The 17,119-nt window shown below is 71.7% G+C and carries 18 protein-coding genes; 5 read left to right on the plus strand and 13 right to left on the minus strand.

Features of this window, described 5'->3' with window-relative positions; all coding sequences use genetic code 11:
• Positions 1-46 precede the first annotated feature (46 nt).
• The 5 genes from BM228_RS07885 to BM228_RS07905 all read right to left on the minus strand — a co-directional run bounded on the left by BM228_RS07885 (position 47) and on the right by BM228_RS07905 (position 4,763).
• Positions 47-1,213 carry an MFS transporter gene (locus BM228_RS07885; protein ID WP_092038784.1) on the minus strand — a complete coding sequence of 389 codons (1,167 nt, stop codon included), beginning with the start codon at positions 1,211-1,213 and terminating at the stop codon, positions 47-49.
• A gap of 55 nt (positions 1,214-1,268) precedes the next feature.
• Positions 1,269-1,526 (minus strand): hypothetical protein, encoded by a 258-nt coding sequence (locus tag BM228_RS07890; protein ID WP_092038786.1) that lies wholly within the window; start codon positions 1,524-1,526, stop codon positions 1,269-1,271.
• Between the two features lie 151 nt (positions 1,527-1,677).
• A complete protein-coding gene (locus BM228_RS07895; protein WP_092038788.1) occupies positions 1,678-2,778 on the minus strand; it encodes an alpha/beta hydrolase in 1,101 nt (366 codons plus the stop codon).
• A 274-nt stretch (positions 2,779-3,052) separates the two neighbouring features.
• Positions 3,053-4,342, minus strand: a complete 1,290-nt coding sequence (locus BM228_RS07900; RefSeq protein ID WP_092038790.1) for an App1 family protein phosphatidate phosphatase — start codon at positions 4,340-4,342, stop codon at positions 3,053-3,055.
• Positions 4,343-4,364: 22 nt separating this feature from the next.
• Positions 4,365-4,763 carry a DUF3775 domain-containing protein gene (locus BM228_RS07905; RefSeq protein WP_092038792.1) on the minus strand — a complete coding sequence of 133 codons (399 nt, stop codon included), beginning with the start codon at positions 4,761-4,763 and terminating at the stop codon, positions 4,365-4,367.
• A 280-nt stretch (positions 4,764-5,043) separates the two neighbouring features.
• Here BM228_RS07905 and BM228_RS07910 point away from each other — a divergent pair, with 280 nt between their 5' ends.
• Together BM228_RS07910 and BM228_RS07915 are read left to right on the plus strand one after the other, a co-directional pair.
• Positions 5,044-6,516, plus strand: a complete 1,473-nt coding sequence (locus BM228_RS07910; protein WP_244537064.1) for a hypothetical protein — start codon at positions 5,044-5,046, stop codon at positions 6,514-6,516.
• Positions 6,517-6,576: 60 nt separating this feature from the next.
• A complete protein-coding gene (locus BM228_RS07915) occupies positions 6,577-7,899 on the plus strand; it encodes an HlyC/CorC family transporter (protein WP_092038795.1) in 1,323 nt (440 codons plus the stop codon).
• A 15-nt stretch (positions 7,900-7,914) separates the two neighbouring features.
• Here BM228_RS07915 and BM228_RS07920 read toward each other — a convergent pair whose 3' ends face one another.
• Positions 7,915-9,303, minus strand: a complete 1,389-nt coding sequence (locus tag BM228_RS07920) for an aminotransferase (RefSeq protein ID WP_092038797.1) — start codon at positions 9,301-9,303, stop codon at positions 7,915-7,917.
• Between the two features lie 132 nt (positions 9,304-9,435).
• On the opposite strand from BM228_RS07920, the gene BM228_RS07925 reads away from it, so the two are divergent.
• A complete protein-coding gene (locus BM228_RS07925) occupies positions 9,436-9,972 on the plus strand; it encodes a hypothetical protein (RefSeq protein WP_092038799.1) in 537 nt (178 codons plus the stop codon).
• Positions 9,973-10,012: 40 nt separating this feature from the next.
• Positions 10,013-10,507: a glutathione peroxidase gene (locus BM228_RS07930; protein ID WP_092038801.1), complete on the plus strand. Its 495-nt coding sequence runs from the start codon at positions 10,013-10,015 to the stop codon at positions 10,505-10,507.
• 138 nt (positions 10,508-10,645) lie between these two features.
• Here the strand turns inward: BM228_RS07930 and BM228_RS07935 are convergent, their stop codons facing one another.
• The 4 genes from BM228_RS07935 to BM228_RS07950 form a co-directional block, all read right to left on the minus strand.
• Positions 10,646-10,945, minus strand: a complete 300-nt coding sequence (locus BM228_RS07935) for a hypothetical protein (RefSeq protein ID WP_092038803.1) — start codon at positions 10,943-10,945, stop codon at positions 10,646-10,648.
• Between the two features lie 131 nt (positions 10,946-11,076).
• Positions 11,077-11,865, minus strand: a complete 789-nt coding sequence (locus BM228_RS07940; protein ID WP_092038805.1) for an ATP12 family chaperone protein — start codon at positions 11,863-11,865, stop codon at positions 11,077-11,079.
• A gap of 129 nt (positions 11,866-11,994) precedes the next feature.
• Complete coding sequence (locus tag BM228_RS07945; protein ID WP_092038807.1) at positions 11,995-12,684, minus strand: HAD-IA family hydrolase; 690 nt, start codon at positions 12,682-12,684, stop codon at positions 11,995-11,997.
• 31 nt (positions 12,685-12,715) lie between these two features.
• A complete protein-coding gene (locus tag BM228_RS07950; RefSeq protein ID WP_092038809.1) occupies positions 12,716-13,126 on the minus strand; it encodes a hypothetical protein in 411 nt (136 codons plus the stop codon).
• 169 nt (positions 13,127-13,295) lie between these two features.
• Here BM228_RS07950 and BM228_RS07955 point away from each other — a divergent pair, with 169 nt between their 5' ends.
• The gene (locus BM228_RS07955; protein WP_092038811.1) at positions 13,296-14,009 is read left to right on the plus strand and encodes an alpha/beta fold hydrolase; all 714 of its coding nucleotides are present in this window, start codon (positions 13,296-13,298) and stop codon (positions 14,007-14,009) included.
• Here the strand turns inward: BM228_RS07955 and BM228_RS07960 are convergent.
• The 3 genes from BM228_RS07960 to BM228_RS07970 form a co-directional block, all read right to left on the minus strand.
• The gene (locus BM228_RS07960) at positions 13,976-15,391 is read right to left on the minus strand and encodes an RluA family pseudouridine synthase (RefSeq protein ID WP_092038813.1); all 1,416 of its coding nucleotides are present in this window, start codon (positions 15,389-15,391) and stop codon (positions 13,976-13,978) included. The genes BM228_RS07955 and BM228_RS07960 overlap by 34 nt on opposite strands.
• A gap of 147 nt (positions 15,392-15,538) precedes the next feature.
• Positions 15,539-16,474, minus strand: a complete 936-nt coding sequence (locus BM228_RS07965; protein WP_244537065.1) for a PLP-dependent cysteine synthase family protein — start codon at positions 16,472-16,474, stop codon at positions 15,539-15,541.
• A gap of 109 nt (positions 16,475-16,583) precedes the next feature.
• Positions 16,584-17,012: an NUDIX hydrolase gene (locus tag BM228_RS07970; protein ID WP_425284923.1), complete on the minus strand. Its 429-nt coding sequence runs from the start codon at positions 17,010-17,012 to the stop codon at positions 16,584-16,586.
• Between the last annotated feature and the right edge of the window lie 107 nt (positions 17,013-17,119).

Here is a 17,119-nt window from a genome sequence, read left to right on the forward strand (position 1 = left end):
TCCGTTCCGGGTCCGTACCACAGGGCCGGGAAAAGAACCCGCGGCTTCAGCGGTCACGCAGACCCGACACGACCGGCAGGGCGGCGAGGCTGAGCGCGGCCATCGCCCAGAAGGCCGAGGCGCCGAACGCCCCGTAGAGCGCGCCCGAGGCCAGGGTCGCGAGCACGCCGGACAGGCCCAGCGCTACGGTCCCGTAGAGCGCCAGTGCGGTCGCCCGGAGTTCCGGGGGTGTGGTGGCCTCGATCAGGCCGAGACAGGCGAGGTGCAGGAGGGCGAAGCTCAGCCCGTGCAGGGACTCCGCAGCGGCGACGAGGGGGATCGCGGTGGTGGAGGCGAGCACCGCCCAGCGCAGGGCACCGGCGCAGGCCGCCACCGCGATCCCGGCGGGCAGGCCGATCCGCGCCAGGAGCGGGGGACCGGCGAGCAGAAAGACCAGCACCTCGGCGGCCACCGATCCGGACCAGATCAGCCCGGCGGTGCCGGCCCCGATCCCGGCGCCGCGCCACAGGATCATGGCGAAACCGTCGTGAAGGGCATGGGCGCCGATCACCAGCGAACCCGCGAAGAGGATGCGACGGAAGCGCGGCAGCCGCAGCAACGCTGCGAAGTTTTGGCCCGGCCAACCATTGGCCTTCGCCGAACCGTCCCGGACCGGCAGCGCCAGGGCCGCCCCGGACGCGGCGATGAACAGGAGGCCGCTCGCCACCAGGGCGGCGGCCAGGCCGAACGCGCCGATCAGCCAGCCGGCGGCGCCGGTGGCGGCGATGAAGGCGGCCGAGCCGGCGCCCCGGACCCAGCCGTACTGGAACACCGCGCCACCCCGGGCGGCGGCGAGCGCCAGGGCGTCGGCGAGGGGCGGCGGCGCGGCGGTCCCGGCGGCGTACAGGAGGGCCGGCCCGAGGAGCTGCCAGAAGCCCGCGCCGGGCAGGTGCGCCAGGACGGCAAGGCCGGCCAGCGCGACGCTCGCCGCCAGGACGGGGCGTCCGGCCCGGCGCCGGTCGGCGAAGGCACCGGCCAGAGGGCCGACCCCAAGCCTGAGTGCGCCAGCGACGGCGAGGAGGATGCCGATCTGGCCCGGACTGAGGCCGCGCGCCGCCAGGAAGCCCGGAAGAATTGGCGTTAGGAGGCCGTAGGCGCCGTAGAGGACGGCGTACAGGACCAGGAAGCGGGCCAGACCGCCCCGCCACCCGTCGCTGATCGCGCCCTCTCCCATGGAGAGCGCATAGCATCCGCACGCGTCCCTGTATCAGGAGCGCCGGGACAATCGCTCAGGAATTGCGGCGCACCGCGTAGCGGTAGCGGCGGCCCTGTTCGTCCAGAAGCTCGCTGTCGGAGCCTTCCTGCCAGACGACCTCGTCCTTCGGGCCCTTGGCGTTGGTCAAGGTCGCGCCGCGGACGATGTCGAGGCTCAGGCCGAAACCGTAATTGGTGGCGGTGGCGTCCGTGATCGCGGCCGAGATGTCGGCCTCGTCGGGCAGGCAGGCGAACAGGACGCCGTCGGCAATCGCGAGCGTATAGGTTTGCACGAATGGGCTCCGGAGATCGGGACGAGTGGGGGCCGGCACGCGAGCGCCCCAACCTAGGAGACCCGCTCGGGACGAGAAGCGCGTTCTCCGAAATGCTGCATTGCAACATGGGGAGAGCGCGCCCTATCACAAGGTGCGGAGACCCGGGCTCTCAGCGGGCCAGATGCGCGTCCAGGAACCGAGCCATCTCGCCGAACACCTCCTTGGTCTCCGGCGCATTCGGGGCGGCGAGGTACTGGGCGTGCGACATGCCCTCGAACAGCTGCAGATCCGCCTCGATCCCGGCGGCGCGCAACTTCCGATGGGTGCGTACCGTGTTCGACAGGAACAGGTCGCGGGTGCCGCTGATCAGGATCGCCGGGGGGAGGCCGGCGAAGTCGCCGTTGATCGGCGAAAGCTGCGGATCCTTCAGGTCGCGCCCGGCGGCGTAGAGCTTGGCGGCGGGGGTCAGGTAGCCGGAATAGCTCACCAGCACGTTGTCGAGCCACTCGTTGGTCCGGTACGTGTCGCCGGTCTCGGTCATGTCCGACCAGGGGGTGCCCAGCCCGATCGCGGCGGGCAGCGCCAGGCCCTCCTGCTTGGCGCGCAGCATCAGCGCCAGCGTCATGCCGCCGCCCGTGGAGGTGCCGAACACGCCCATGTTCTGCGGCTTCTGCATGCCGAGCATCGCCTTCCAGACCGCGGTGGCGTCGTCCATGGCGGCGGGGTAGGGGGCGTCCGGCGGCATACGGTAATCCACCGAGACCACCTTGTAGCCGCCGAGCCCGGCCATCAGGATCGCCTCCAGGGTGCCCGCCTCGCCCGGGTTGTAGACGTAGCCGCCGCCGTGGATGTGCAGCAGCAGCCGGTTGCGGTTGGCCTCGGGGATCGTCCTGGGCTGGACCACGAACACCTTCACGCCGCCGATCACCGCGGCCTCGCTGGTGACGTTCAGTTTTTCGCGCAAAGCCGGCAGGGTGGCCGCGCCCGCCGCCGCCAGCCGATCGACCAAAGCCTTCCAACCGGCGGCATCCGGCGGGTTCGCGTTCCAGGCCGGCACCCGGTAGGGCGCCGCGACGGCATTGCGGAAATCCGGGCTGGTCGTGTCGGGCACGGGGATGACCCGGCCCGGCACCGTGCGGGGCCCGGGCGCGGCATTGGCCGCCCCGATCTCGGCTTCGAGTCGTCTGAAGTCTGGCTCGGGCGCCGCCTGCCCGAAGGCGGCATGCGTGCCGAACGCGATCATCAGCACAGCGGACAGGCTCAGGCGCATCGGGTTTCCTCCAGCGAGCGACTTCTCGCGATGGCCCGTCGTTGCGGGCAGGGGGCGCTCGGCCGTCAGGGATACAGGGGGTGAGGGCAGGATGGGACCTGTTTTTCGTCCTAGGGTTCGAGCGTTGCACGAACCTTTGAACGCAGGACCGTCATTGCGAGCGCAGCGAAGCAACCCAGTGATGCGCAACGTTCTAAGATCGCGCGTTGCCCTGGGTCGCTTCGCTGCGCTCGCAATGACGGTGTGGGGGACAGCTCGCTCCCCCCAAAAAGAATCACCCCGCCACGCGGGGCAGGGTGGACGGGTGTTCGGGCTCCACCACCACGGTGGCGGGCACGGTTCCGTCGCCGACCAGGGCGTCCGCCACGGCGTCGGGGGAGATCGCGGCCTCGGTGGTGGCCTCGCCCGGGGTTGCGGGCTCGGCGGTGATGCGGGCGGTCTCGCGGCGGGGGGCCGCCTCGGCGCCGGCATGCTCGTCAGCGACGCGGGCCACGGCTTCGGCGGCGATCAGGCCGATCCCGGCGGCGTGCTCGGCCATGGCGACGCTGTCGGCGGCCAGAACCAGGCTGGAGCCCGAGCGGGCCACGGCCCCGGCGAGCCGGACGATTTCTTCGACCCGGGCGGCGTCGTTGGAGACGTTGCGGATGTAGACGGCGAGCACTCGGCCGGGATGCTCCTCGACGATCTGGGCGTAGACCTCCGGGTCGTGCTGGCCGCTATCGCCGATCAGCACGAAGGGCAGGTCGCGGTAGAGGCTGAGCATGTGGCGGATCAGCGCCTGCTTGTGGTCGGTGGCCCGGCGCGGCAGCGGGTGCGTCCAAGACAGGCCCCATTCCCGCAGGAACAGCACAGGCCCAACCGGGATGCCGTGCCGCTGAAAGAACTCGGAGAGCATCTCGTAGAGGCCCCAGGGGGCGCGGGAGACATAGAGCATCGGGTTGCCCTCGGCCCCGCCGGCGCCCGCGTGCAGGGCGCGGTACAGAGCGGCGACGCCCGGGAACGCGACCCGGCTGTCGGCATCCTCGACGAACAGGCGCCAGAGCATCTTCAGCTTGTTGGCGACGCCAGTATGCATCACCGTGTCGTCGATATCGCTGATCACCACGCAGCGGCACCCATTGGGTGGGATGAACACCGCCCCCTCGGCCTGGATCGGCGGCTCGTCCTCCAGGACGAGTTCCACCGGCTGCCAGGCCCCGGGGCGCCCGGGCAGCGCGCGCGGATGCAGGTGCAGGCGGAAATAGCCGTCGCGGTCGGTCTCGACGCGGGCCGCGTCGCCGCCGAACCGGGCCGTGATCGCGGCGCCGGCGACGGTGCGCCGGGCGATGCGGCGGCGCAGGTCGCGCCACTGCGCCCGTAGGGAATCCGGATCCTCCCCGGGGATGCCCGGGGATTGCCGAAACACCCGGCCGATCAGAAAGATCTCGTCGCGGGAGCCGTAGCCGCGATAGGGCTCGACCACGAGGCCGCCGGGACTCGTGCCGCCACGCCCCTGGGCACGGCGAACCGGGCGTGTGAGGACCCGCAGCGCCTTGGTGGCGCCGCGGCGAACCCGGGAAGCCATGCCAGCTTTCTCCCGTCGGGGATCAGGCCTGGGGCAGTTCGGGGCTGAGCCCCATGGCGTCGAGGCCCTCCTCCAGGAGGTCGCCCGCATCCGGCGCGCCGAGCAATTCCTTCACGGCGCCCTCGCCGGCGGCCTCACGCTCGCGGGCGAAGCGGACCGCGTCGCCCCATTCCTCCGGCTCCATGTCGCCGCGGCCGATATAGAACAGCGCCAGCAGTTCGGCCCGGGCATCGTCGTCGAGTCCGGCGATGGCGCCGCGGACCTCGGATTCCGTGGCGTCGTCACCGCCCGACATCAGGACGTCGGTGGAGCCGTCGTCGATCGGGTTCGAGCCGGAATCCGGATCGGTGTTGCCCTCCTTCACCTCGACGGCGCGCAGCCGCAGAACGATGTCGGTGATGGTGTCGACGGCGATATCCATGCGCTGGTCTCCGGAGGCTGACAGAAGCGGGCGCTCATGCCCTCAAGCGGCGACAACGGGCGAAGGCGCGCCGAGTTCGCTGCGCCCGATGAACCGGGCGGGGATGCGTGGTCCGCGCCACTTCCCGGCTGCACGACCGTAGGCTAGAGGCAGCCAGACCTTCCGAATAACCGGATCGACAGCGGCGATAGACGTGACAACTTTTAACGCTGCCGGGACGACTCCTGCCGATACCATCGATCTTTTTTCACTTCGCTCCGACCAACCCCGGCGGGCTGCCGTGCGAGCGGCGACGCGGCTGGCGGTTTCGATCCTCGCGGCCGCCTTCGCGGCGCCATTCCCGGCCAAGGCCCGGGCCGCGGGCGCCGAAGCCAGCGCGCCGAGCTGCTACATCACCGGCGGCGGCGGGCTGGAGATCTGCCGCGACGGGGCCGAGGCCGAGGGCGTGCTGATCGCGCCGGCGCCCTGCGCGTTCGTGCGCGGCGTCCAGGTCTTTCGGCTGCCCCGGGCCGAGGCGCCGGGGCCCCTGCAGATGATCTTCCAGGGCCAGAGCCCGCTGCAGTCGCGCCGCCGGGACGAGCCCTGCCCGGAGCGGCGCGCCACAGACAGCCGCGACGGCGGGTCGCTGCGCACCGGCCGCAGCCCGGAGGCGCTGGCCACGACGCTGCCGCCTTCGGCCGACCGGTTCTGGGTCGATCTCCCGGAGGAGCGTGCGGCCAAGCGCGGCTCGTCCGAGCCGGCCCCGACCGTCGAGGGCATCGGCCCGCGGGACCCGATCGCGGTCTCGGGTCGCGACTGGGCCGGGGAAGCCTACAGCTACGTCTTCCTGCTCGGACAGGAGCGGGTCGGCGGCGAGCCGGATGACGACGCGCCGACCCGGCGGCGCGGTCGCCGGGCGGAGCGGGACGAGCCGGCGGCGCAGCCGGCCGACATCAGGCGCCGGGTGCAAATCGCGGCCCGGACCCTCGACTTCCAGACCTTCGAGATCCGCAGCCGCAGCCCGGACGGCTACGGCCTCGCCTGGACGCCGTTCACCCCCGGCGGGCGCGGCGCGCCGCCCAATCCCGCCCCGGTGGCCGACGAGGCCGGCAAGCCGATCGCCTCCGCCTGCCCGGCGCCGGCCTTCGAGACCCACGGGCTGGCCGGCTCGATCAGCATCGTCGACCGGACCTATCACTACGTCTACACCGACGTGCTGCCCGAGGATTGCGGCCTCCCGCCCGAGAAGCGGCGGACCGCGCTCTACCTGCGCACCGCCAAGGATCTGTCGGCCGCAAAAGTCTGGTCGGCGGCGAAAAAACTCGCCGGGCCGTTGCCGCCGGGCAGCGTGGTCCGGGTGGCGCGGGCCAAGGGCATGCAGCGCTGGGCAGTGTCCTATACCTGCCAGCGGCCGGCCAACGCCCCGGGCGGCCCCGTGGCCGATATCTGCCTGCAATACACCCCCGACCTGAACCTCGACGGGATCGGGGCGCTCACCCTCTACGCCGACCCGGTGGAGGCCGGCCGCTCACCATCTTATCTCGGGCTGCGCTCAGGGGGCGACGGCAGCGGGCGTTACGACCGCAGCGCGCATTTCTGGATGACCGACGCGCAGGGCAATCTCGACACCCCGGCGGTCTATCCAGGCAAGGCCGGGTTCCTGACCTGGCTCGACCGGCTGGCCCCTTCGGCCTCCGGACGCGACGCGTCGAGCCTTTACGGCCGGCCGGTCTATTGGGCGACGTGGACGGTGCGTCGGATCGGCGCGCAATAAGCCGCGCGAGGCGCTATATGGGCGGCCTTCCCGCCGCACGAGTCGTGCCTCTTGGAACCGATGGATACCCATATCGACCTGTGGTTCGCCGCGAGCATCGTGGTGATCTCGCTGCTACTCTCGGCCTTCTTCGCAGGCGCCGAGACCGCCTTCACGGCCGCGTCCCGGGCGCGAATGCACGCCCTGGAGCAGGCGGGCGACCCGCGGGCGGCGATCGTCAACCGCATCCTGGCGATCCGCGAGCGCTTCATCGGCGCCATGCTGATCGGCTACAACATCGTGGCGATCGGCGCCTCGGCCTTCACCACCAGCGTGCTCACCGCCCTGTTCGGCAAGAGCGGCGTGATCTACGCCACCGTCGGCATGTCGGTGCTGGTCATCGTCTTCGCCGAGGTGCTGCCGAAGACGCTGGCCATCTCCAAGCCCGACAAGGCGGCCCTGCTCACCGCCCGGCCGGTGGCCTTCGCGGTGGCGATCATGGGCCCGGCGGCGATCGCCATCGAGCACCTGGTGCGGCTGATGCTGAAGCCGTTCGGCGTCACCATCGGCGACCACCAGTCGATCCTCACCCCCGCCGAGGAGTTGCGCGGGCAGGTGGCGCTGATGCACCGGGAGGGCGGCGTCGCCAAGGCCGAGCGCGACATGCTCGGCGGCCTGCTCGACCTGTCGAACCTGTCGGTCTCGGACGTGATGGTCCACCGCACCAAGATGCGGGCGATCGACGCCGACCAGCCCTCCGAGGACATCGTCCGGGCGGTGCTGGCCTCGCCCTATACCCGCATGCCTCTGTGGCGCGGAACCCCTGAGAACATCGTCGGCGTGCTCCACGCCAAGGACCTGCTGCGCGCCCTCGACGCGGCCGGCGGCGACGCGTCGGGGCTGAAGGTCGAGGCCCTGGCGCTGGAGACCTGGTTCGTGCCGGGCACGACCTCGCTGCGCGCCCAGCTCAAGGCCTTCCTCACGAAGAAGACCCACTTCGCCCTGGTCGTCGACGAGTACGGCGAGGTGATGGGCCTCGTGACCCTGGAGGACATCCTGGAGGAGATCGTCGGCGAGATCGCCGACGAGCACGACGTCACCGTCTCGGGCGTGCGTCCGCAGGGCGACGGATCGGTCAATGTCGATGGCGGCGTCCCGATCCGCGACCTCAACCGCGCCATGGACTGGAACCTGCCCGACGACGAGGCCACCACCATCGCGGGCCTCGTCATCCACGAGGCCCGGACCATCCCGGACCAGGGCACGGCCTTCAACTTCCACGGCTTCCGCTTCCAGGTGATCCGGAAGGCCAAGAACCGGATCACCACCCTGCGAATCACGCCGCTGACCCCGTTGGGGCTTCAGACCACCGCCCAGGCGGAGGCGCAGCGCGACCCGGTGTGAGCCGCGCCGCCGGGTTCAGCCCGGCATCGCCTCCAGCCCCTCGGCCCGGATCCAGTCGCGAGTGCGGTCGAGCGCCCGGCCGAGCCGATCGAACAGCGCGTCGATCTCGTCGGGGGTGATGATCAGCGGCGGGCAGACGGCGACCCGGTCGCCGGCCAGCGACCGCACGATCAGGCCCTCGGCTTGCGCGAAGGCGACACAGCGGGCCGCCACGCCGGCCTTCGGGTCGTACTGGCGCTTGCTCCCCTTGTCGGCGACGATCTCCAGCCCGCCGATCAGGCCGATGCCGCCGGCCTCGCCGACGATGTCGTGGTCGGCGAGCGCCGCGAGCCGGCGCTGGAAGTGCGGCGCCTTCTCGGCGGCACCCTCGATCACCCGGTCGCGCCGGTAGATCTCGATCGCCTTGAGCGCCACCGCGGCCGCCACCGGGTGACCGGAATAGGTTGTTCCGTGCCCGAACGTGCCGAGCTTCTCGCTCTGGCCGATCATCGCCTGGTAGAGCGGCTCGTCGATGCTGACGCCGCCGAGCGGCATGTAAGCCGAGGTCAGGGCCTTGGCGAAGGAGACCGAAGCCGGCCGTATCCCCAGGGCCTCGCTGCCGAACCAGGTGCCGAGCCGGCCGAAGCCGCAGATCACCTCGTCGGCGATCATCCGCACGTCGTACTTCGCCAACACCGCCTGGATCGCCGGAAAATAGCCCCGCGGCGGCACGATCGCCCCACCGGCGCCCATCACCGGCTCGGCGATGAAGGCGGCCACCGTCTCCGGCCCCTCGCGCAGGATGGTCTGTTCCAGCTCGGCGGCGAGGCGGGCCGAATAGGCCTCCTCGGTCTCGCCGGGCTCGGCGCCGCGATAGAAATGCGGGCAGGACACATGCAAAAAGCCCGGCAGCGGCAGGTCCCAGTCGGCATGGTTCGCGGTCAGGCCAGTCATCGAGGCGCTGGCCACGGTGACACCGTGATAGCCCTTCTGCCGCGCGATGATTTTTTTCTTCTGCGGCCGGCCCAGCGCGTTGTTGTAGTACCAGGTGAGCTTGACCTGGGTGTCGTTGGCCTCGGACCCGGACGACGTGAAGAAGATCTTCGAGGTCGGGACCGGCATCAGCTCCTTCAGGGTCTCGGCCAGCTCGATCCCGGGATCGTGGCTGCGGCCGGAGAACAGGTGGGTGAAGGGCAGCCGGCCCATCTGGACCCGGGCGGCCTCGACCAGCTCCGCGTTCGAGTAGCCGAGCGCCGTGCACCACAGGCCCGACATGCCCTCGATATAGCCGCGGCCCTCCGTGTCGTAGACGTGGACGCCTTCGCCGCGCTCCAGCACCAGCGGGCCGGTGTGCCGGTGGGTCGAGAGGTTGGTATAGGGGTGGAGCAGGGTTTCGACGTCGCGGGTCGCGAGATTCGAGAGCATCGTTCTCACCGTCCTCATCCCAGGTAAGCCGCCACACTACCGACCCGATGCCCGTGCAGGTAGTCCGGCGGCCCCGCGCCCGGCCGTTGCCGGACGCATGCCACCGTGTTTGACCGGCGCGACGCACGATCCATGCTGAATCCCGAATCCTTCGTGGCGCAGCCGGCCCCCGGGCGCGCCTGCGGCGCCTGCACCCTGTGCTGCAAGGTCTACGACGTGCCGGCGGTGGAGAGCGTGGCGGGCCAATGGTGCCGCCACACCAAGGCGGGCCAGGGCTGCGCGATCCACGCGACGCGCCCCGACCATTGCCGGGCGTTCCACTGCCTCTGGATGACCGAGAGCTGGCTCGGGCCGGAATGGAAGCCCGACCGCGCCAAGATGGTGCTCACCCTGGACCCGCTCTCGCGCAACATGAACGTGCAGGTCGATCCCGGCCAGGCCAATGCCTGGCGCCGGGAGCCCTATTACGGCCAGCTCAAGCGCTGGGCGGTGGCCTCGGTGCCGTTGCGCCGGCATGTGCTGGTGCACGTCAACAAGACCACCACGGTGGTCCTGCCGGACCGCGACGTCAGCCTCGGGGTGGTCGGGCCGGACGAGCGGATCGTCTCGCACGACCGGATGACCCCGCAGGGGCCGAGTTTCGACGTGCAGAAGGTCAAGGCCGCGTAAGGGCCTTGCGGCCCCCGCCGGTTTGCCCGACTGATCGGGCATGACGACGATCCACGATTTCACCGTTCCCGCGGCGGACGGGAGCCCGTACCCCCTCGCGCAGCATCGCGGCGAGGTGCTGCTCATTGTGAACACCGCCTCGCGCTGCGGCTTCACCCCGCAATATGCCGGGCTGGAGGCGCTGTGGCGGGCGCACCGGGCCGAGGGGCTGACGGTGCTGGGTTTCCCCTGCAATCAGTTCGGCGCCCAGGAGCCAGGGGACGCCGCCGAGATCGCGAGCTTCTGCTCCCTGACCTACGATGTCAGCTTTCCCGTGCTCGGCAAGATCGCGGTGAACGGCCCAGAGGCCGAGCCCCTGTTCGACCACTTGAAGCAGGCCCGCTCAGGGCTGTTCGGCTCCAAGGCGATCAAGTGGAATTTTACGAAGTTTTTGGTCGGCCGGAACGGCGCGGTGATCGCCCGGTTCGCGCCGTCGGCCAAGCCCGCCTCACTGGAGGGGAAGGTGCGGGATGCGCTGGCTCAGCCGGCGGGGTGAGCGGTCGGCGCGACGATCGCCACCGTCATTGCGAGCGGAGCGAAGCAACCCAGTGAAGCGCCACCTTCGGGGATCGCGCGCTGCCCTGGGTTGCTTCGCTCCGCTCGCAATGACGGCCGTGAAAGGTCGGGCCGCGACTCAGGCCGGCTCGCCCTCTACGACACAGCGCGTCTCCGCCGCCAGCCGCAGCAGGCTCCGCAGCGGCGCGATCCGCGACGGGCGCATCGAGTCGCGCAGGATGCCCACCAGGAACCGCGCCTCGGCGATCTTGTGCAGGGTCGGATCCGCGGCGCCGGCGATCAGCGCCTGACGTTCCAGCCGCGACAGGGCCGCGAACAGCGCCTCGCGGGCCTCCGCGTCGTCGGACGCGTGCTTGGTGGCAAGGAGCGCAGCGAGTTCATCTTCGAAACGGTTACGATGACAAGGATCGGCGCGCATTGGTGATCCGATGACTGAATTCTTCGGACCCTAAGTCAATCCTCGCGGGATGTCAGCCGGCTCCGCTTTGGTGCGGCAGCGAGTTCGGGATTGTTGCGCAATTGCATCTGCGCAATCCACCCTGATTTGGTTCAGACACTGGCGATGAGCTCGGCCGCGGCCTCGAATTCCACCCGGCGGATCGCCAGCCGCGCTTCGGCCTCGGAATCGCGGCCCCAGACAGCCGCCTGATAGGTCTCATCGACATGGGCGGCGTCCCAGGCCTCCGCCGGGGTCAGCCGGCCGCGCAAAACCGCGAGCGCGATCAGCAGGGAGCCGGTCAGCGTCGTCAGCGTGTGCAGGCCGGCCAGCCGGAACGGGCTCTCCACCGCGGCGACCGCCTCGGACAGCGCCCGGACGGTGTCGGGCGGTTGCTCCACATGCATCACGCCCTCGCTGAGGATCACCCGGGCACCGAAAGTCTCCCGGGCCCAGTCGAGGATCGGATCCCAGGCGGCGGCCTGAGCCGAGACCAAGCGCTCCGGATCCCCGGCCCGATACGCGACGAGGTCGGTGCCCGCATAGGCGCAGAGATCCTCGACCACCGCCGCGTGCCGGGGGGCGACGCCGTCGATGCTGGTATTCGCCAGCCGGGTCAGCGGCATCCTGGCCGGGTCGATCGCCATCTCCTGGGCCGCCCATTCGGCCGCGACCTTCTCCGCCAGGGCCCGGGTCGGCAGGCTCAACGGGTTGCGGGCGGGGGTGTTGGCCGGACGGCCGTCGAGGGTCAGCCGGAACCCGTCCGCACCCTCGGCGAAGCCGGCCTCCTTGTAGAATCGTTTCGGCAGGGCGGGCTTGGCATGGCCGCGGGCCGACCGCATCGGGTCGGGTCGTTCCGAGCCGCCCGGTTCGCCGAGCCAGTCGTTCGTCAGATCGCTCATGGATCCGAGATAGGGGTTTTGGGGTTCGTCGGCGAGCCTCGCTGGACATCGCACCGTCATTGCGAGCGGAGTGAAGCAACCCAGGGCGGCGAGCGTTCTCCGAGCGGTGCGAGTCCCTGGGTCGCTTCGCTACGCTCGCAATGACGGCGAAGCGGGCGGGCTCGGAGGCCCCCCCCCGGAAAACAGCCCCTCCAGCGCACCGGCGCTCGAGACCACCGTGACCGCCCCGGCCCCGTAGAGGGCGCCGGCCGGGTGATAGCCCCAGCCGACCCCGATGGCGACGGCCCCGGCCGAGACGCCCATGCCGATGTCGAAGGTGGTGTCGCCGACCATGATGGTGGCCTCGGGGGTGCAGCCGGCCTCCGCCATCGCCTGGCGCAGCATGGTCGGGTCGGGCTTCGACGGCGCGTCGTCGGCGCTCTGGGTGGTGGCGAACCAGTCGGCCCAGCCGTGATGCTCGATCAGGCGGTCCACGCCCCGGCGCGACTTGCCGGTGGCGAGACCGATCAGCACGTCCTCGCGGGCATGCAGCCGGGCCAGCAACTCGCCCATCCCGGGAAACAGCGGCTCCTCGTAGGCGGGATCGACCCGCAGGCGGTTGTAGGCCTGTTTGTAGCTCTCGGAGAGCTCCGCGATCGGCCCGTCCTCTCCGACGAGGCGCCGGAACGCCTGCGGCAGAGACAGCCCTACCACCGAGAGCGCTTCACGCCGGCCCGGGGCCGGCAGACCGTTCTCCGCGAAGGCGAGCCCCTGCGCGGCGACGATCAGGTGCTGGCTGTCGACCAGGGTGCCGTCGACATCGAAGACGATGAGCTTCATCGCCCGGGCGCCCCCGGCACGGGGCGGCCGGTCACGGCTTGCGGCCCGGCTGGACCGGCTGGGCGGCACCCGGCTGCGCCGCCTGGCCGTGGGTGCGCTCGTAACCGAGCCGGCAGCGGATCAGGAACCGCCGCCGGCGGCCACCGCGCAGGCCGCGCTGATGGGAGGCGCGGTTGCAGGCCGCGTAGGACCGCCGCCGACGCTCGGCCCGGCCGCTCGACGCCGGACGCGGCACGGCCTGCGGCTGGGCCGCGGACGGGGCAGGAGTCGCGGCCGGAGGCGGCACATCGGCCGCGGGGATCGGCTGAGCGGGCTTCGGCGCGTTGGCCGGCGGGGCGGCATTCGCCGGCGCGGCCGGCTTGGCGGCCTCGCCCGGCGCGGCATGGGCAGCCGGCCCGACCAGGCAGAGGGCGGCGAGGCAGGCCAGCGTCGCGAGCTTCATGCGTCAGGGTCTCGAACCGCGGGAAATCGGCCCCGCGGCGGAACGGCGGGTCACGGATCAGCATATGAGGCGAGGCGGCCGATTGCCAAGGCGTGCCGGGCGCGACACCTCCGGATCGCGGGCCGCGCGTCACCGGATTTTTCGGGCGGTCGACCCGCATGAGCGCGCCATGACCCTCGTCCTGCTCCCCGGCTTCATGACCGATCCCGACCTCTGGACGGACATGCTCCCGCACCTCGCGCCCCTCGGGCCGGTGCAGCACGGCGACCTCACCCGGGACGCCGGCATCGACGCCATGGCGCACCGGGTCATCGCGGAGGCGCCGGAGCGATTCGCCCTGGTCGGCTTCTCGATGGGCGGCTACGTGGCGCGGGCGATCGCCCGGCTCGCGCCCGAGCGGGTCCGGGCGCTGGTGCTGATCGCGACCTCGGCCCGGGCCGACACCCCGGCCCAGGCGCGCCGGAAGGCGGCGGCGGTGGCGAACGTCCGCAGCCAAGGGTTCTCAGGGCTCAGCCGGACGGCGATCCTGGGCTCGGTCCATCCGGACCGGGTCGGCGACGCGGCCCTAATCGCCCGCATCCGCGCGATGGGCGACCGCCTCGGCGGGGACGTGTTCCTGCGCCAGGCCGGGCAGCCGCGCGACAGCGACCTGGACCGGCTCGGCGCCATCGCCTGCCCGACCCTGGTGGTCGCCGCCGCCCAGGACGGCCTGCGCAGCCTCGACGAGGCGCGAGAGCTGCAGGCCGGCATTCCCGGCGCTACCCTGACGGTGATCGACGGCTCCGGCCACATGCTGCCGATGGAGGCCCCCGACGCCCTGGCGGAGGCGATCGTGCCGTGGCTGCGGGCTCAGCTCTCCGGCGCCTCGACGATCGGGTCGTAGCGGGAGGCGTCGAAGCCTAGAAGATTCCAGCTCTGGGCCATGTGCGGCGGCAGCGGCGCGCTGACATCCACGGGCCGGCCGGTGCGCGGATGCGGGATCACGATCCGGCGGGCGAGCAGGTGCAGCCGGTTCTGGATGCCGCCAGGCAGCTCCCAGTTCTCCACCGAGAAGTATTTCGGATCGCCGACGATCGGGTGGCCGATATGGGCCGCGTGGGCGCGCAGCTGGTGGGTCCGCCCGGTCACCGGCTTGAACGACAGCCAGGACAGTTTTTGGGCGGCCTGATCGACCATGGCGTAATAGGTCAGGGCGTGGCTCGCGCCCTCGTCGCCGTGCTTGGCGACCCGCATGCGCGCATCGGCATCGGTCGGCTCGTCCTTGGCGAGGTAGGTCGAGACCCGCCCCTGCCGCACCCGCGGCACGCCCGCCGTGAGCGCCCAGTAGATTTTTCGCGCCGCCCGCGAGCGGAAGCTCTTCGCGAGGGTGGCCGCCGCCAGCCGCGTCTTGGCGATGATCAGGCAGCCGGCCGTATCCTTGTCGAGCCGGTGGACCAGCCGCGGCTTCTGGCCGTCCGGTCCAGTCAGCGCGGCGAGCAGCCCGTCGACATGGCGGACCGTGCCTGAGCCGCCCTGGACTGCGAGGCCGAAGGGCTTGTTGAGGATCATCATGTCGGCGTCCTCGTAGAGGATCAGCGAGCGGATGAACTCGGCATCGTCCTGCTCCCGGGCGGCGCTGCGCGGTCTCTCGGTCGGCTGGTCGAGGCGCAGCGGCGGCACGCGCACGCTCATGCCCGGCTCCAGCCGGTCGTTGGGCTTGGCGCGCTTGCCGTCGACCCGCAACTCGCCCTTGCGGACGATGCTCTGGACCCGGGTGAAGGGCAGGAGCGGGAAGCGCGCGGTGAGGAAGCGGTCGATACGCATGCCCGCCTCGTCCGGTTCCACCGTCAGGGTCTGTACCCCCGACGCGAGGGTCGCGGAGGCGGCGGCGCGCTGCTCGCGCCGGGTCGGGCCGGCGGGCGGGGCGGGGGGCGAAGACTTGGGTTCCGGACGCGACTCGACGGATCGGTTCTGCGCTTTCGCGGCCGGCCTGGCGCTCGGCCGGGGCGGCGCCTTGCGCGGGGGCGGGGCATCCTTGCGCTCGTCCCGGGCCGGCCGCGGCTTCGCGGCAGCCGCCGCGGCCGCAGCGACGGCGTGGGGCGTGCCCGGCGCGGTCCAGGGATCGCGCGCGCCGGCATCGTCGCCGCGATTGCGGGCGGCGCGCTCGGCGGCGTCGCGGGCGCTGGTGCGCGGGCCGGTGCGGGCGCGCTCGCTATACAGCGGGAACTTACCGGCCGGGGGCTTGCGCCCCTTCGGGCCGCCGCGTGGGGGTGGTCGTGTCGTCATGATTCCGCCAGCACCCGTCTCCGCTTCGGACGGAACGTCCGGGCGCATCGGCCGCGGCGTCGCGGAGGACCCGGACCGATGGGGTCGCCCGGCTCTAGCATCGCGGGGGCGCAGCGGCAAAGGCGACGGTGCCCAGCCTCACAACCCTCAGTACTTGAGCCCGGTGTCGCACAGCACCGTGACGGCGACCGCGTCGGCCGGCAGGCGGCCCGAGGCGAGCAGAGCCGCAGCCGCGCAGACATTGGCGGCAGCCGAGTAGCCGACATGCAGGCCCTCCCGGATCGCCAGCAGCCGGCGCCAATGGGCGGCCTCGTCGTCGGTGACCGAGACGGCGAGATCCATCAGCCCCGGATCCCAATGCGGCGGCACGCTGCCGTAGCCCGTCCCCTGCAGGACGTGGCGCGGCTTGGTGACGGGCTCGCCCGCGAGCGGCCGGCAGCCATCGGGCTCCACCGCCGCGCAGACCACCTGGGGGTTACGCGCCCGCAGCGCCGCCGCAACCCCGAGGAAGGTCGCCCCAGTCCCCACGGACGCGACCCAGGCATCGACCCGGCCACCGGACTGCGCCCAGATCTCCGGGCCGGTCGTGTCCCGGTGGATCCCGACGCCTTCCGAGGCGTGGAACTGATCGACGTAGAAACCGCCGCGTTCCCGGGCGAGTCGCCCCGCCTCTTCGGCGGCGGCCGCGACATCGGCCCCGGTCACCTGCCCGGGCAGGCCATCGACCTGCGGCACCAGGACGACCTCCGCCCCGAGGGCTTCGAGCATCCGCGCCCGCTGCGGGCTGTTCCCCGCCGACAGGGTGACGACCAGCGGATGCCCGAGCGCCGCGCAGGCCACGGCGAGGCCCGCCCCCATATTACCGCTGGTCATCTCGACCACGGGCGCCCCCCGGACCAGGCGGCCATCCGCCCGGGCGGCGAGCAGGATGGCCCGGGCCGCCCGGTCCTTCACGCTCCCGCCGGGCTGCATGAACTCAGCTTTGGCCAGGATGCGGCCCGGCCCCGGATGGGCTCGGTCGAGGGCGATCAGGGGCGTGTTGCCGATCAGATCGAGGGCCGATGGGGTGATCGCAGGGGGCACGGAGGCGGACTCGGCGCGGCTGATCCCACCGGGAAGCTTAGCAGCGGCTTCCTGCAGGTGACAGGGACCGGAATGGGCCGCACATCCCTGCGGTCCGACGCGTCCGAGGCTACGGCCGCCCCTCGGCAAGAAGCCGCGCCTTGAGCCCGCTTGGATAGAGCTCGGGCCCGCCGTCGCGATCCAGCTCTTCCAGATCGTACCAGCGCGCGACGCAAGCCGTGCCGCAATCCTCGTGGAAGACGATACACTCCTGCGTGTCGAGCGGGCCGGGCGGCAGGGCGACCGGGAACAGGAACAGCACCTCGTGGCCCGGGCTGCCCTCGTGCGTGTAAAGATTTTCCATCATGAACGGCGCGCCGAGCACCTGCACCGTGAGGCCGAGTTCCTCCCGGAATTCCCGCACGAGCGCCGCCTCCGCCCGCTCGCCGAACGCGACGCTGCCCCCGAGCGGCCGCACGCCCTTCAGGCGCCCGTCGTCGGCATAGACCTCCGCTACGAGCAGCCGACGCCCCCGCCAGGGCAGGCCCAAGGCCTTCACGCGAATCTCCGAAGGCGGGCGCCAGATGGTCATGCGGGCGTCGTATCCCGCCCCTCGGAGCGCGACAACGATCGGAGCTGCGGGGGACCTGGCAGGATCTTCTAGAC

The sequence above is a fragment of the Methylobacterium pseudosasicola genome (assembly GCF_900114535.1).
GTDB lineage: Bacteria > Pseudomonadota > Alphaproteobacteria > Rhizobiales > Beijerinckiaceae > Methylobacterium > Methylobacterium pseudosasicola.

What these genes read in the sequence shown, in the direction of transcription:
- BM228_RS07885 (WP_092038784.1), bottom strand. Translation starts at nt 1,213, where the DNA reads ATGGGAGAGGGCGCGATCAGCGACGGGTGGCGGGGCGGTCTGGCCCGC.
- BM228_RS07895 (WP_092038788.1), bottom strand. Translation starts at nt 2,778, where the DNA reads ATGCGCCTGAGCCTGTCCGCTGTGCTGATGATCGCGTTCGGCACGCAT.
- BM228_RS07900 (WP_092038790.1), bottom strand. Translation starts at nt 4,342, where the DNA reads ATGGCTTCCCGGGTTCGCCGCGGCGCCACCAAGGCGCTGCGGGTCCTC.
- BM228_RS07905 (WP_092038792.1), bottom strand. Translation starts at nt 4,763, where the DNA reads ATGGATATCGCCGTCGACACCATCACCGACATCGTTCTGCGGCTGCGC.
- BM228_RS07915 (WP_092038795.1), top strand. Translation starts at nt 6,577, where the DNA reads ATGGATACCCATATCGACCTGTGGTTCGCCGCGAGCATCGTGGTGATC.
- BM228_RS07920 (WP_092038797.1), bottom strand. Translation starts at nt 9,303, where the DNA reads ATGCTCTCGAATCTCGCGACCCGCGACGTCGAAACCCTGCTCCACCCC.
- BM228_RS07925 (WP_092038799.1), top strand. Translation starts at nt 9,436, where the DNA reads ATGCTGAATCCCGAATCCTTCGTGGCGCAGCCGGCCCCCGGGCGCGCC.
- BM228_RS07930 (WP_092038801.1), top strand. Translation starts at nt 10,013, where the DNA reads ATGACGACGATCCACGATTTCACCGTTCCCGCGGCGGACGGGAGCCCG.
- BM228_RS07935 (WP_092038803.1), bottom strand. Translation starts at nt 10,945, where the DNA reads ATGCGCGCCGATCCTTGTCATCGTAACCGTTTCGAAGATGAACTCGCT.
- BM228_RS07940 (WP_092038805.1), bottom strand. Translation starts at nt 11,865, where the DNA reads ATGAGCGATCTGACGAACGACTGGCTCGGCGAACCGGGCGGCTCGGAA.
- BM228_RS07945 (WP_092038807.1), bottom strand. Translation starts at nt 12,684, where the DNA reads ATGAAGCTCATCGTCTTCGATGTCGACGGCACCCTGGTCGACAGCCAG.
- BM228_RS07950 (WP_092038809.1), bottom strand. Translation starts at nt 13,126, where the DNA reads ATGAAGCTCGCGACGCTGGCCTGCCTCGCCGCCCTCTGCCTGGTCGGG.
- BM228_RS07955 (WP_092038811.1), top strand. Translation starts at nt 13,296, where the DNA reads ATGACCCTCGTCCTGCTCCCCGGCTTCATGACCGATCCCGACCTCTGG.
- BM228_RS07960 (WP_092038813.1), bottom strand. Translation starts at nt 15,391, where the DNA reads ATGACGACACGACCACCCCCACGCGGCGGCCCGAAGGGGCGCAAGCCC.